The sequence below is a fragment of the Caulobacter radicis genome (assembly GCF_003094615.1).
Taxonomy (GTDB): domain Bacteria; phylum Pseudomonadota; class Alphaproteobacteria; order Caulobacterales; family Caulobacteraceae; genus Caulobacter; species Caulobacter radicis.
The window spans coordinates 31,763-44,318 of record NZ_QDKO01000007.1; the positions used below are offsets into that span (position 1 = coordinate 31,763).

Here is a 12,556-nt window from a genome sequence, read left to right on the forward strand (position 1 = left end):
AAAGAGAGAGGGATTTCCCCTACCGTCCCCCGATCGGCGCCATGGTCCCCGAGGCTGGCGCGTAGCTGTAGCCGCCGCGCTTGAGGTCGGCCGAGAGGGTGAGGGGGGCGACGCCGCCGTTGAGGCGGGCGCGGTAGACCATGGTCGTCTCGAGCGTGCGCATAACGTAGTTGCGGGTCTCGCTGAACGGGATGCACTCGATGAAGTCGAGCGGATCGGTGCTGGCGCCGCGCGGATCGCCGCACAGGGCCGTCCACTGCGGCGGACGGCCGGGGCCGGCGTTGTAGGCCGCCGCGGCCATGATGTAGGAGCCGCTGAAGCGGTTGATCATGTCGCCCAGGTACACCGAGCCCAGGCGCATGTTGTAGTCGGGCTCGAACAGGCGATCGACGCTGTGGCTCTCGCCCAGCTTGCGGGCGACGCCGGCGGCGGTGGGCGGCATCAGCTGCATCATGCCGCGCGCGCCCACCGACGAGCGGGCGCGGGGGTCGAAATTGCTCTCCTGGCGCGAGATCGAATAGACGAAGGCCGTCTCGGCCGCGCCCGGAATGGGCGTGAAGTGGTGGTCGAGCAGGGGGTAGCCGCGCTCGGGCAGGATGAAGCCGCGCTGGGCGGCGGTGCGCACCGCGCGCATGGCCAGGTCCTGGTCGCCGGTGTTGCGGGCGAAGTCGACCAGCAGGGCCTGCTCCTGGGCCGTCGGCAGCTGGTCGTCGATATAGAGGACCAGGGCGCGGAAGGCGTCGTTGGCGCCGACGTCGCGCAGCAGCTTGGCGGCGCGGATCAGCTCGCGGCTCTCGAAGCGGGCGCGGTCGGCCCCCGTGACCACCGGGTCTTTCTCCAGGCGGATCTCCTTGATCCCGGCCTTCTCGGCGGCCAGCTGGCCGTAGAAGGTGGTGATGTGGCGCGCGCCCTCGGCATAGAAGGCCTGGGCGGCGATGACGTCTCCTTGCGCCTCGGCCGCGCGGCCCTGCCAGTAGAGGGCGCGGCCGCGGGTGATCGGCGAGGCGCCGATCTCGTTGATGCGACCGAAGTGGGCGGCCGCGGCGTTGGCGTCCTTCAGGCGCGAGAGCGCGATCCAGCCCGCGAAGAACTCGGCCTCGGCCGCGTCGGCGCCGCCGGGCAGGCCGGCGTTGGCGGCCGCGTAGGCGCCGCGGCTGTCGCCGTTCTTGATGGCCGACATGACCAGCTGCTTGCGCTCGCGCCAGATCGGGCCGGCGGTGTCGTCGGACGGCGGGGCGGCGGGGAAGTAGCGCACCAGATCGAGCGCCATCACGTCCATGCCCTTGCGGCGCAGGTAGGCGGCGCGCTCGAAGGCGACGCCCGGCGAGACCTGCTGGGCCGGGGTGAGGGCGGCCACCAGGTCGTTGGCGTTGCCGGCGTTGGCGCGCAGGGCGATGCGGGCCTGGGCGGTCGCCTGCTGGTCGTAGGGCAGCATGGCGACCATGTCGCGCGCGGCAGGGCCCTGCGGGCCGTACAGGAGCATGTCGGCGCGCTGGGCGTAGTCGTCGGCGGTGAGCATCGCGCCGAAGCGGGCCTGCATGGCGCGCTGGGCGTCGGCCTCGAAGGTCTTGCCGCGCCAGAAGCGGCGGATCAGGTTCGTGGCGTCCTGGGCTCGGCCGCTGGCCTGGTAGGCGCCGGCCAGGGCCATGGCGCCTTCGGCGGTCTGCGGTTCGGAGCCGCCGAACCAGGCGATGGTCTGGGCGGGCGTCAGGCCCGAGGTCGACAGGGCCTTTTCGGCCGGCAGGTCGCGACGCGAGCTGCGCGGCCAGCCGTTGAGGTCGCGCCGGGCCTGGTCCAGCTCGAAGAAGCTCATGCTCTCGGCGCCGACGTCGGCCAGGGCCCACAGGGCGATCTTGCGGGCCAGGGGATCGGAGATGCCCATCATCGCCGCGCGCACGGTCGAGGCCGAGCGCTGGCCCATCACCGCCGCGCGCAGATTGGCCGCGTCGGTGTCCGACAGCGTGCCGGCGTAGGCGGTGGGCGGGGTGCTGACGAGGCCAGGACGGGCCGAACCGGTATAGGGCTGGGGCGCGCTCGGCAGGCCTTCCTCGTCCAGCTGCTCTGTCTGGGCGTCGGCGACGCTCGCAAACAGGGTCAGGCTGACGCAACCGAGAAGAAGCCGACGAATCCCAAAAGCCAAAACGCGGTCTCCTTCAGTACCGAGGCGGTGGTCCGAGCCCTTGATGAGGGCGTCCGGCGGCCGATTTTGGGCCGCATGAGCCGTATAGCCCGGTTCGCCGCTTGATCGACCCGCCTTTCAACACCGCAGAGTGACGAAAAGGTCGGAAGGACCAGTTGCGGTCGACGGGGGCGGAGACATATTGTCCGCCCCCACGTTTCAGCCGCAACTCTCGCGGCGTCTGCTCACGGCAAATTGCAAGTCATGGTCCATTCCCCTTTCAAGGGCGTCATCCCGGCCCTGGTCACCCCGTTCCTGAACGGCGAGGTCGACGAGAAAGGGTTCGTCGCCCTGGTCGAGCGCCAGATCGCCGGCGGCGTGCACGGCCTGGTGCCGGTCGGCACGACGGGCGAGACCTCGACCCTGTCGCATGACGAGCACAAGCGCGTCGTCGAGCTGTGCGTGAAGACCGCCCGCGGCCGCGTGCCGGTGATCGCCGGCGCGGGTTCGAACTCGACCGACGAGGCCATCGACCTGGCGCGCCACGCCAAGACCGTCGGCGCCGACGCGGCCCTGGTGGTCACGCCGTACTACAACCGTCCGAGCCAGGAAGGCATGTACCAGCACTACAAGGCGATCAACGACGCCGTGGAGCTGCCGGTGTTCGTCTACAACGTGCCGGGCCGCAGCGGCGTCGACATCTCCAACGACACCCTGGTGCGCCTGTCGAAGCTGCCCAACATCGTCGGCATCAAGGACGCCACCGGCGACCTGACCCGCATCAGCATGCAGCGCATCACCTGTGGTCCGGACTGGGTCATGCTGTCGGGCGATGATCCGACGGCCCTGGGCTACATGGCCCACGGCGGCCACGGCGTGATCTCGGTGACCTCGAACGTCGCGCCGGACGCCTGCGCCACCTTCATGAACGCCTGCGTCGGCAACGACTGGGAGACGGCCCGCTACTGGCAGGACCGCCTGATCAAGCTGCACAAGGCCCTGTTCCTCGACAGCTCGCCGGGCCCGACCAAGTTCGCCCTGGCCCAGCTGGGCCTGTCGACGGAAGACGTGCGCCTGCCCATCACGCCGTGCAGCGAGGCCGTGCGTCCGGCGATCCTGGAAGCCATGCGCGAGGCGGGTCTGGTCTGATGACCAAGCCGATCGCGGAAAACCGGCGCGCCCGGTACGACTACTTCATCGAGGAGACCTTCGAGGCCGGCATCATGCTGACCGGCACCGAAGTGAAGTCGCTGCGCGTCGGCCGGGCCAACATCGCCGAGTCCTATGCTTCGGTCGAAGGGCGCGAGATCAAGCTGATCAACGCCGACATCCCGCCCTACGGCCACGCCAACCGCTTCAACCACGAGCCGCGCCGCCACCGGAAGCTGCTGCTGCATCGCAAGCAGATCGAGAAGCTGATCGGCGCGGTGCAGCGCGACGGCCGCACCCTGATCCCCCTCAAACTCTATTGGAACGAGAAGGGCCTGGCCAAGCTGGAGATCGGCCTGGCCAAGGGCAAGAAGAACCACGACAAACGCGAGACCGAAGCCGCGCGGGACTGGGCGCGCGACAAGGCGCGCCTGATGAAGGGCGACCGAGGGGATTGATCGTCCCCGAGAGAACCTCCCCCAGAGGGGGAGGTGATCGCGAAGCGATCGGTGGGGGGAGTGGTTGCGAAATTAGCCCCTCGCCCTGGAAGCTGAAAACGGCCCCCCTCCGGCCCTTCGGGCCACCTCCCCCCGGAGGGGGAGGATCGTCGTCATAGACGCTCCCCCTGAAGGGGGAGCTGTCGCGGAGCGACTGAGGGGGAAGGGGCTGCGATCTTGGCGGATCTACCGACCTCATCAGGAACTTCCCCCTCCGGCCCTTCGGGCCACCTCCCCCTTCAGGGGGAGGATCTTGACCCTGGCCCGGCTTTTGCTCCTTCCTTCCCGAAGGAGTCCGCCATGTCCGATACTGGTGCAAACACGGCCAAGGTCGCGCGTCCGCTGTCCCGCGGCGGGCCGCTGGACGCGCTGCGGTTCTTCGCGGCCTTCTTCATCGTGGTCTATCACTACGCCGAGCAGGCGCCGGTCTCGCTGTTCGCCATCCACCCGGCGTTCGGGCGCGGCTACCTGGCCACCGACTTCTTCCTGCTGCTGTCGGGCTATGTGCTGGGCCGGGCCTATGGCTCGCGGGTCGCGGCCGGCCAGATCCATGACGGCGCCTTCCTGATCAAGCGGATCGGCCGGGTGTGGCCCGCGCACCTCGTCATGATCGCCGCCTTCGTGGCCCTGGTGCTGGGCACCACGGCGCTGGGCATGCAGCCGCGCAATCCGCAATGGTACCAGTGGGACCAACTGCCCCAGCAGGTGTTCCTCATTCAGACGTGGGGCTTCCAGGGGCCGTCGGGCTGGAACATGCCGACCTGGACGCTGTCGGCGCTGCTGGTCTGCTACGCCCTGTTCCCGACCATGTGGCGGCTGTTCGGCAGGATCGGCTCGCCGTGGATGGCGCTGCTGGTCGGCGCCGCCGTGTTCGTGGCCGTGGACGTGTTCTCGCGCCAGGTGTTCGGCCTGCCGTCGTTCCACCTGCACCTGAAGAACGGCCTCTATCGCGCCATCCCGCTGTTCCTGATGGGCGTGCTGATCGCCCGCCTGGCCCGCGAGGTCGTCATCGGCCCGAAGCTGGCCGACGCCCTGGCCGTGTTCGCGGTGGTCGGCTTCGTGGTGCTGAACGTGATCGGCGAGTTCGCCTATCCGAGCCTGGCCCTGCTGGGTCTGCTGATCTTCGCCGCCAGCGGCTCGGCCCAGAACGGCTGGGGCTGGGCCAAGACCGGCGGGCGCCTGTCGTTCTCGCTGTACCTGACCAACCAGTTCGTCGGCGCGGTGTGGTTCGCCGTGCAGCGCCTGCTGGACCAGAAGGTCGCGCTGCCCGAGGCCGCCCACTGGGCGATCTGGGCCATGGCCTTCCCGGCTGCCCTGGTGTTCGCCTGGCTGTTCGAGCGCCTGGTCGACGCGCCGCTGCAGGACTGGCTCAAGCCGCGCCTGGAGAAGGCCACGGCCGGCTGGGGCGGCAAGCGCGAGCGGAACCAGGCGGCTCAAGCGATGGTTACGACCCTGCGCTGAACGGCGCCCCGAAATCGCCTTGCCGATCACGGCGAGATAGGCGACGAGGGATAAAACGCGCGTTCCAAACGCAACGCGCCAAGGGAGTCTAAACCGAATGCTCAGGACCGCCATCCTCGCCGCCGTCGCCAGCGCCGCCTTCGTGGCGCCGGCCATGGCCGCCGACATCTCGGGTCTGTGGCAGACCGAGACCAACGGCGGCCAGGTCGAGATCGCCCGCTGCGGCAACAGCCTGTGCGGCAAGCTCTTGACCTCGGACAACATCAAGAAGAACCCCGCCCTCAAGGACGAGAAGAACAAGGACCCGTCGCTGCGCACGCGTCCCCTGAAGGGCCTGCAGCTGCTGTGGGGCTTCAGCGGCGGTCCGACCGAATGGACCGGCGGCAAGGTCTACAAGGCCGACGACGGCAAGACCTATTCGGGCACCATCACCATGACCAACGCTGACACCCTGAAGCTTAAGGGCTGCGTGGTCGCGCCGCTGTGCAAGACCCAGACCTGGACCCGGGTGAAGTAGGACGCAAGGGAACCTCCCCCTGTGGGGGAGGCGGCCGAAGGCCGGTGGGGGGAAGTTTTCAACTTCCTGCGCGTTGGTGATTTTGTAGCAACGCCCCCCACCGATCGCTTCGCGATCACCTCCCCCACAGGGGGAGGTTCTTTTTTGCCGCTACAGCGGCTTACACACCTCTTCCAGCCACGCCTGGATCTCCGGCTCGACGCGGGGGCCGATCTCCTTGAGCACGCGGGCGTGGTAGGCGTCGAACTGGGCGACCTCCTCGGCCGTCAGCAGCGCCTTGTCGACCAGGCGGCGGTCGATGGGGGCCAGAGTCAGGGCCTCGAAGCGGTGCATCGGGCGGTCGCCGCCGGCCACGGGCTCGGCCGGCATGACCACTTCCAGGTTCTCGATGCGGATGCCGTACTCGCCGTCCTTGTAGTAGCCGGGCTCGTTGGAGACGATCATGCCGGGCTGGAGCGCGATGGTGTTGGGCGCCTTGCTGATCCGTTGCGGACCCTCGTGGACGCCCAGATAGACGCCGACGCCGTGGCCGGTGCCGTGGTCGTAGTCCAGCCCGTGGGCCCAAAGCGCCATGCGCGCCAGAGCATCGATGGCCGAGCCGGTGGTCCCGGCCGGGAAGCGCAGGCGGGCGATGGCCAGGTGGCCCTTCAGAACCAGCGTGTTGCGCGTGACCATCTCGGCAGAGGGCTCGCCGATGGCCACGGTGCGGGTGACGTCGGTGGTGCCGTCCAGGTACTGGCCGCCGCTGTCGACCAGCAGTAGCGAACCCAGCGCGGCGCGCTCGTTGCTGCGCTCGGTCGGGCGGTAGTGGGGCAGGGCGCCGTGGCCGTTGGCCGCGCCGATGGTGTCGAACGACAGGTCCTTCAGCACGCCGGTGGCCTCGCGGAAGCTTTCCAGCTTGGCGACGGCCTCCTTCTCGTCCGGCGGGCTCACCTGGCCGTCGGTGGCCAGCCAGTGCAGGAAGCGGGTCAGGGCGACGCCGTCGCGGCGGTGGGCTTCGCGCGTGCCGTCCAGCTCGACGCCGTTCTTGCAGGCGCGGGGCAGGGTGCAGGGGTCCATGCCGCGCACGACCTTGGCGCCGGCGGCGACCAAGGTGTCGAAGTACCAGGCCGAGGACTGGGCCGGATCGACCAGCACGCTCTTGCCCGACAGGTCGGCCAGGGCGCCTTCGAGAGCCTCGGGCGCCTCAAGCGAGACCTCGTTGCCGAGCCAGGCCGGCAGGTCCTCGGTGACCTTGGCCGGGTCGAGGAACAGGCGGGCGCTGCCGTCGGCGCGCAGCACGGCCTGGGCCAGCGGCAGGGGCGTGCGGATGACGTCGCCGCCGCGGATGTTGAACAGCCAGGCGATCGAGGAGGGGGCGGTGATCACCGCGGCGTCGGCGCCCAAGGTCGAGGCGAGGCCCGAGCCGACGCGGGCGCGCTTGGCCGAGCTTTCCTCGCCGGCGTATTGCACCGGATGCGGCACGACAGGCGCTTGGGGTTGAGCCGGGCGCTGCTGGCCCCAGGCCTCGTCCAGCGGATTGGCGGCGACGGGCTTGAGCGTCACGCCGGCGCGGGCGGCGGCGGCTTTCAGCACGTCGAGCGCGGCGGGGCTGTGCAGGCGGGCGTCGTAGCCGATCACCGCGCCCTTGTGGGCGGTCTCCAGATAGGCCGGAACGCCGCCCTCGACGAGGTTGCGGATCTCGAACACGCCTTGGTCGACCTGCTCGCGGACCTGAAGCGTATAGCGGCCGTCGACGAAGACGGCGGCGCGGTCGCTCATGATGACGCCGGCCCCGGCCGAACCGGTGAAGCCGCTGGCCCAGGCCAGGCGGTCGTTGGCGGCGGGCAGGTACTCGTTCTGGTGCTCGTCCTCGTGCGGCACGAGGAAGCCGTCCAGGCCCTGGCGGGCCATGGCCTCGCGGATCAGCGGAACGTGGCGTGGGCCAAAGCCCGGATCGGTGGATTCATCGAAGGTCTGGCGCATGACGACCGATGTATGCCGCATGCGCCCGAGTTGGAAGGGGAGTTATCGCGGCTGATCGGCCTGGGGCGACGGGGCCGTGCCGTCGGTCGCGGCCGGGGCGGTGGCGGCGGCGTCCTGCGCCGCGTCGGCGGCGGTCTGGGCCTGGATCTCGGTCTGGCGGCGCACGCTCTCGGCGGCGGAGGCGGCTTCACGGGCCGAGGCCTCGGCCGCCTGGCGGGCCTGGTCGGCGCCGGTCTGCAGGCCCACCTGCGCGCCCTCGACGAGGCCGGCGGCGCGACCCTGTTCCTGGGCCTGGGCGAGCTGGTCGGAACTGGCGTCCATCGGACGCGAGGTCAGCATGAAGGCCACGGCGATCACCGCCACGATGGCCACGACGCCGGCGACCAGCCAGCCCAGGGGGCTGGACTCGCGGCGAACTTCCACCACGCGCTCGGGCTGTCGCGGGGCCTCGGGATGAAGCGAAGGATCGGTGTAGGTCATGGTCGTTTCCTCGAACGATGTTGTCCGAGAGAACGTGGAGGCAAGCGGGGGCGTTCCGCCCCTCGTCGTCGAGGGGCGGCGCCGAGAGCCTACGGGCGCTGCAGGACCAGGGTCGCCCAGGCGTCGCGGTGGATGCGGCTGACCACCTTGAAGCCGCGCGACAGGTAGGCGGCCTTGACCATCCGCTCCTGGGTGCGCAGCAGGCCCGACAGGATGACCGTGCCGCCGGGAACGAGCGCGCGCTTGATGTCCTGGGCCAGGCTGATCAGCGGGCGGGCCAGGATGTTGGCGAACACCAGGTCGTAGGGGGCGTTTTGCGCCACCAGCTTGTTGGACAGGCCCGAGGCATGGACGAAGCGGGCGTTGGCCATGTTGACCTTGGCGTTCTCCTTGGAGATCCGCACGCTGGGCTTGTCGATGTCGGTGCCGACGGCCAGCTTGCTGCCCGTGCGGGCGGCGGCGATGGCCAGCAGGCCCGTACCGGCGCCGACGTCGAGCACTTTGTTGAACTTCTTGGCCTTGATCAGGCGGTCATAGGCCTGGAGGCAGCCGACCGTGGTGCCGTGGTGACCGGTGCCGAAGGCCGCGCCGGCCTCGATGCGCAGGTTCACGGTGCTGGCCGGCAGGCGGCCGCGATCGTGCATGCCGTAGACGAAGAAGCGGCCGGCGCGCACCGGCGGCAGGCCCGACAGCGCCATGGCCAGCCAGTCGGCGTCGGCCAGGGCCTCGCGCTCGACCTTCAGCGGATAGCCGCCCAGCAGCTCCAGCAGGGCCGCGTCCTCGTCCTCGGTGGTCGGGAAGGCGTCGATGCGCCAGATGCCCTTGTCCTCGTCCTCTTCCAGGATCGAGTAGGTGGCGCCTTCCAGGCCGGGCATGTTGTCGATGGCGTCGGCGGCGGCTTCGGCGTCGGCGCGCGCGCCGCGGGCGACGATCTGCTGGTGGGTGTAGTCGGTCATGCCGCTCCAATAGTCGGACGCGCGGCCAAAGGCGAGACCGTCCGGCGTCCGAAAGCGGGGGCGGGGCTCCAAATTTCGGGCGCGGGGTCTGGCGGCGCCAGTCGCCAGGTCAGCGGCGGCTCCTCGCGCGGGCGCCGTTGGCGGGCCGGCAGTGCGTTTCGAGCAGCGCCGAGGGCGGGTCCCAGGAGGCGCGTGGCGGCCGCGCAGGCCAGGGCCCAGGCGATGCCGTTACGCTCCAGGATGAAGCTTTCCGAGAAGGTGGTGATCAGGAAGATGACCAGGAACAGCGTCGCCCAGTAGCCGTCGCGCACCTTGTCGAACCGGAACAGGGCGACCAGCAGGGGCAGGCCCAGCACCAGCGCCGACAGCCCCACGCCGATCCAGCCCAGCTGGGCCAGCACGTCCAGCCAGCCGTTGTGGGCGGTGGGCACGTTCCAGCCGGTCTCCTTGCGGATGAACAGGGCCGGCACGGAGTCGTCGCGCCAGAACACCGCATAGCCGTAGCCGGTCAGCGGGGCCTTGGCCGACTGGCGCATCAGGGCGTCCCAGATCTCGGTGCGGCCGGTGAGGGTGGGGTCCTTGCCGAGCGCCTTGAACAGCAGTTCGGGCGCCAGCCACATGACGATGGCCGCGCCGCCGATCACCGTGACGCCCAGCCAGACCATGGTGATCGCAGTCGCCGGCCCGCGCCGCATCATGCCCAGCAGGCCAGAGCCCGTAAGGCCGATCAGCAGCACCATCAGCGAGGTCTTGGACTTGCTCATCACGATCATGAAGGCGCACAGCACGATGGCGCCGATGAACAGCCTGCGATGGCGCGTGCCGGCCAGGATGGCGGCCATGGCGCCCAGCGCGCCGTAGACCATCATCGCGCCCATCTGGTTCTTCTCGAACCACAGGCCGCGCCAGTCGCCGGCGTTGATGTCGTGCTGCACGCCCATCTTCGGATAGGCGATCGCGGCCAGCAGGCCGCCGGCGCCGAGCACCAGGAAGGTGGTCGCCAGGATCTCGGCCATGCGGCGGCCGTCGAAGCTGGCGGCGAAATAGAAGCCGAACAGGGTGGTGAAGGCCGCCGCCAGGGCGCGGCGGTTGGTGGTGCCCGGGTCGAACGACCAAGAGGCCGAGGCGAACACCCAGAACACCAGCAGGCTCAGGATCCCCGCCGGCAGCCAGAACTTCAGCAGCCGGGGCGCGCGCCACAGCACCAGGGCCAGGATCAGCGCATAGACTGGCAGCCACATCAGGCGAAGGATCGGCATGTCTTCGCCGCCGGCCTGTTCCGGATCGAGGAGCGGGCCGATCAGGGCGTTGGACAGCATGAACAGCACGAAGCCGCAGGCCCAGGCCTCCAGCGTGCGCACCAGCCCGCCGTCCTCCTCGATCCTGTCCGGCGCCGCCGCGTCCATGGTCGTTCCCGTGTGGCGCGAAACGGCACAGTTACCGGTCGCATTGGCGGGAGGCTGCAAAGGGGAGGCCGTAAGTCAGGGAACCTCCCCCTCTGGGGGAGGCGATCGCGCAGCGATCGGTGGGGGGAGTTTTGGGTGATCGGCCAATGCTGGGGAAGCTGATAACGGCCCCCCTCCGGCCCTGCGGGCCACCTCCCTCAGAGGGGGAGGATCTTCAGTAGCGTAGCGCCACTTCGGTCGGGACCGGGGTTTGGGCCGGCGGACCCGCCACCACCTCCTCCGGCAGGCGCTTGTCGAGGATGTCGCCGCTGGTCGAGGCGAAGCTGCGGGGCGGGGCGTCGGCGGGTTCGGTGGGGACGGCCGGCTGGTCGTCGAGCGCGACGGTGGTGGCGCCCGAGGCCGAGACGATGTCGGCGTCGGCCGGGTCTGGCTCGTAGCTGGCGGGCTCGATCAGGCCCATCTGCGCCATGTCGGCCGAGGTCAGCACGACCGGGGTCTCGTCGACCGGCGGGCGCAGGAAGTCCTGGCCGATGACGTAGTCCGGGACCTTGCCGGCGGGCCAAACCATCGGGGCGGCCTCGGCGTACTGGCTGCCCTGGATCTCGGCGTAGGGCTGGGGCTCTCGCTCCTGCGGGCCGATCTGCATGGCGGCGCCGGCGATCGCGCCGAGGGTCAGGGCGACGGGGAGGCCGACGATGGCGGCCCGGGTCTTCAAGAGGTCGAGCGGCTTCATGTGCAGATAGCGTTCGAGCCGGAGATTCGTTCTAGGCTTGGGTTCGATTCCGGGCGGAAAGGCGCGAGCGATCATGAGCAAGATCAGGGGCGGGGGCCTGCTGCGGATCCGCGAGGGCGGCCACGCGCGGGTGACCTATGTGGAGCTGTTCTTCGACCTGGTGTTCGTGTTCGCGATCACCCAGCTGTCGCACGGGCTGATCGGCCACCCCAGCCTGCTGGGCGTGGTCGAGACGGGCCTGCTGCTGATGGCCGTCTGGTGGGCCTGGATCTACACCGCCTGGGTCACCAACTGGCTGGATCCCGAGCGGCCGCCCGTCCAGATCATGCTGTTCCTGGTGATGGCCGCCGGCATGGTGATGACCATGTCGATCCCCACGGCCTTCGAGGGGCGGGGGCTGCTGTTCGCCCTGGCCTATGTGGGTATCCAGGTGGGGCGCAGCCTGTTCACCGCCTGGAGCGTGCGCCGCGATCGGGGACTGAAGCTCAACTTCCTGCGCATCACTGCCTGGCTCGCGGTGTCGGGCGTGCTGTGGATCGCCGGGGGGCTGGCTCATGACGGCCTGCGCCTGGCCTGCTGGACGGCGGCGATCGCCATCGAATACGCCTCGCCGGCCGCCGGCTTCTGGACCCCGGGCCTTGGCCGCAGCAGGACCGCCGACTGGACGGTCGAGGGAGCGCACCTTGCCGAGCGCTGCGCCCTGTTCACGATCATCGCCCTGGGCGAGTCGATCCTGGTCATGGGCGCGACCGCCGCCGGCATGGCCTGGACGCCGGTGGTGGCGGCCTCGTTCGCCTCGGCCTTCGTGGCCAGCATCGCCATGTGGTGGATCTACTTCTCGTTCACGGCCGAGGCGGCCAGCGAGGCGATCAGCCATTCCGACGACCCGGGCCGGGTGGCGCGCATCGCCTACACCTACAGCCACCTCCTGCCGGTGGCGGGGATCATCGTGGCGGCCGTCGGCGACGAGTGGGTGATCCATCATCCGTTGGGCCATGCCGACCCGAAGATCTCGGCCGCCCTGATCGGCGGGCCGCTGCTGTTCCTGCTGGGCGGGGTGCTGTTCAAGAAGGCGGTGTTCCGCATCTGGTCGCCGTCGCGCAGCGCGGGCATGGCGGCGCTGCTGCTGCTGATCCCGGTGTCGCCGCTCGTCTCGCCCCTGGTGCTGTCGCTGCTGACCACCGCCGTGCTGGTGCTGGTCGGGGCCTGGGAGAGCCTGGCGATACGGCGGCGCGGGCATCAGCTGCGCGGCTGACATGGCGCCGCAACGGCG

Annotated in this window: 11 protein-coding genes; 5 read left to right on the forward strand and 6 right to left on the reverse strand. The window is 70.0% G+C overall.

From position 1 onward, the window contains the following. Nucleotides 1-19: 19 nt before the first annotated feature. The gene (locus DDF62_RS01600) at nt 20-2,140 is read right to left on the reverse strand and encodes a lytic transglycosylase domain-containing protein (protein ID WP_425266995.1); all 2,121 of its coding nucleotides are present in this window, start codon (nt 2,138-2,140) and stop codon (nt 20-22) included. 243 nt (nt 2,141-2,383) lie between these two features. On the opposite strand from DDF62_RS01600, the gene dapA reads away from it, so the two are divergent. The 4 genes from dapA (at nt 2,384) to DDF62_RS01620 (ending at nt 5,743) form a co-directional block, all read left to right on the forward strand. Beyond that, nucleotides 2,384-3,268, forward strand: coding sequence for a 4-hydroxy-tetrahydrodipicolinate synthase (gene dapA / locus DDF62_RS01605; protein WP_116487491.1), 885 nt, complete (start codon nt 2,384-2,386; stop codon nt 3,266-3,268). Next, the gene (gene smpB, locus DDF62_RS01610) at nt 3,268-3,726 is read left to right on the forward strand and encodes an SsrA-binding protein SmpB (protein WP_058349779.1); all 459 of its coding nucleotides are present in this window, start codon (nt 3,268-3,270) and stop codon (nt 3,724-3,726) included. Before dapA ends, smpB begins: the two co-directional genes overlap by 1 nt. Before the next feature lie 339 nt (nt 3,727-4,065). Further along, a complete protein-coding gene (locus DDF62_RS01615) occupies nt 4,066-5,226 on the forward strand; it encodes an acyltransferase family protein (protein WP_116487492.1) in 1,161 nt (386 codons plus the stop codon). A gap of 97 nt (nt 5,227-5,323) precedes the next feature. Next, nucleotides 5,324-5,743: a DUF2147 domain-containing protein gene (locus DDF62_RS01620; protein WP_116487493.1), complete on the forward strand. Its 420-nt coding sequence runs from the start codon at nt 5,324-5,326 to the stop codon at nt 5,741-5,743. Nucleotides 5,744-5,893: 150 nt separating this feature from the next. Here DDF62_RS01620 and DDF62_RS01625 read toward each other — a convergent pair whose 3' ends face one another. The 5 genes from DDF62_RS01625 to DDF62_RS01645 all read right to left on the reverse strand — a co-directional run bounded on the left by DDF62_RS01625 (nt 5,894) and on the right by DDF62_RS01645 (nt 11,283). After that, nucleotides 5,894-7,708, reverse strand: a complete 1,815-nt coding sequence (locus DDF62_RS01625; RefSeq protein WP_116487494.1) for an aminopeptidase P family protein — start codon at nt 7,706-7,708, stop codon at nt 5,894-5,896. A 42-nt stretch (nt 7,709-7,750) separates the two neighbouring features. Then, nucleotides 7,751-8,188 carry a hypothetical protein gene (locus DDF62_RS01630; protein ID WP_116487495.1) on the reverse strand — a complete coding sequence of 146 codons (438 nt, stop codon included), beginning with the start codon at nt 8,186-8,188 and terminating at the stop codon, nt 7,751-7,753. A gap of 89 nt (nt 8,189-8,277) precedes the next feature. After that, nucleotides 8,278-9,144: a 50S ribosomal protein L11 methyltransferase gene (locus tag DDF62_RS01635; RefSeq protein WP_116487496.1), complete on the reverse strand. Its 867-nt coding sequence runs from the start codon at nt 9,142-9,144 to the stop codon at nt 8,278-8,280. After that, nucleotides 9,141-10,550 carry an O-antigen ligase family protein gene (locus DDF62_RS01640; protein ID WP_116487497.1) on the reverse strand — a complete coding sequence of 470 codons (1,410 nt, stop codon included), beginning with the start codon at nt 10,548-10,550 and terminating at the stop codon, nt 9,141-9,143. The genes DDF62_RS01635 and DDF62_RS01640 overlap by 4 nt, the downstream gene beginning before the upstream one ends. 214 nt (nt 10,551-10,764) lie before the next feature. Continuing rightward, nucleotides 10,765-11,283, reverse strand: coding sequence for a hypothetical protein (locus DDF62_RS01645; protein WP_116487498.1), 519 nt, complete (start codon nt 11,281-11,283; stop codon nt 10,765-10,767). Between the two features lie 73 nt (nt 11,284-11,356). Between DDF62_RS01645 and DDF62_RS01650 the strand changes: the two genes are divergently transcribed. Next, nucleotides 11,357-12,538: a low temperature requirement protein A gene (locus DDF62_RS01650; RefSeq protein ID WP_116487499.1), complete on the forward strand. Its 1,182-nt coding sequence runs from the start codon at nt 11,357-11,359 to the stop codon at nt 12,536-12,538. The last annotated feature ends 18 nt before the right edge of the window (nt 12,539-12,556 follow it).

Excerpts from the sequence above, each read along its gene's own strand:
- dapA (WP_116487491.1), top strand. The coding sequence starts at position 2,384 with ATGGTCCATTCCCCTTTCAAGGGCGTCATCCCGGCCCTGGTCACCCCG.
- smpB (WP_058349779.1), top strand. The coding sequence starts at position 3,268 with ATGACCAAGCCGATCGCGGAAAACCGGCGCGCCCGGTACGACTACTTC.
- DDF62_RS01615 (WP_116487492.1), top strand. The coding sequence starts at position 4,066 with ATGTCCGATACTGGTGCAAACACGGCCAAGGTCGCGCGTCCGCTGTCC.
- DDF62_RS01620 (WP_116487493.1), top strand. The coding sequence starts at position 5,324 with ATGCTCAGGACCGCCATCCTCGCCGCCGTCGCCAGCGCCGCCTTCGTG.
- DDF62_RS01625 (WP_116487494.1), bottom strand. The coding sequence starts at position 7,708 with ATGCGCCAGACCTTCGATGAATCCACCGATCCGGGCTTTGGCCCACGC.
- DDF62_RS01630 (WP_116487495.1), bottom strand. The coding sequence starts at position 8,188 with ATGACCTACACCGATCCTTCGCTTCATCCCGAGGCCCCGCGACAGCCC.
- DDF62_RS01635 (WP_116487496.1), bottom strand. The coding sequence starts at position 9,144 with ATGACCGACTACACCCACCAGCAGATCGTCGCCCGCGGCGCGCGCGCC.
- DDF62_RS01640 (WP_116487497.1), bottom strand. The coding sequence starts at position 10,550 with ATGGACGCGGCGGCGCCGGACAGGATCGAGGAGGACGGCGGGCTGGTG.
- DDF62_RS01645 (WP_116487498.1), bottom strand. The coding sequence starts at position 11,283 with ATGAAGCCGCTCGACCTCTTGAAGACCCGGGCCGCCATCGTCGGCCTC.
- DDF62_RS01650 (WP_116487499.1), top strand. The coding sequence starts at position 11,357 with ATGAGCAAGATCAGGGGCGGGGGCCTGCTGCGGATCCGCGAGGGCGGC.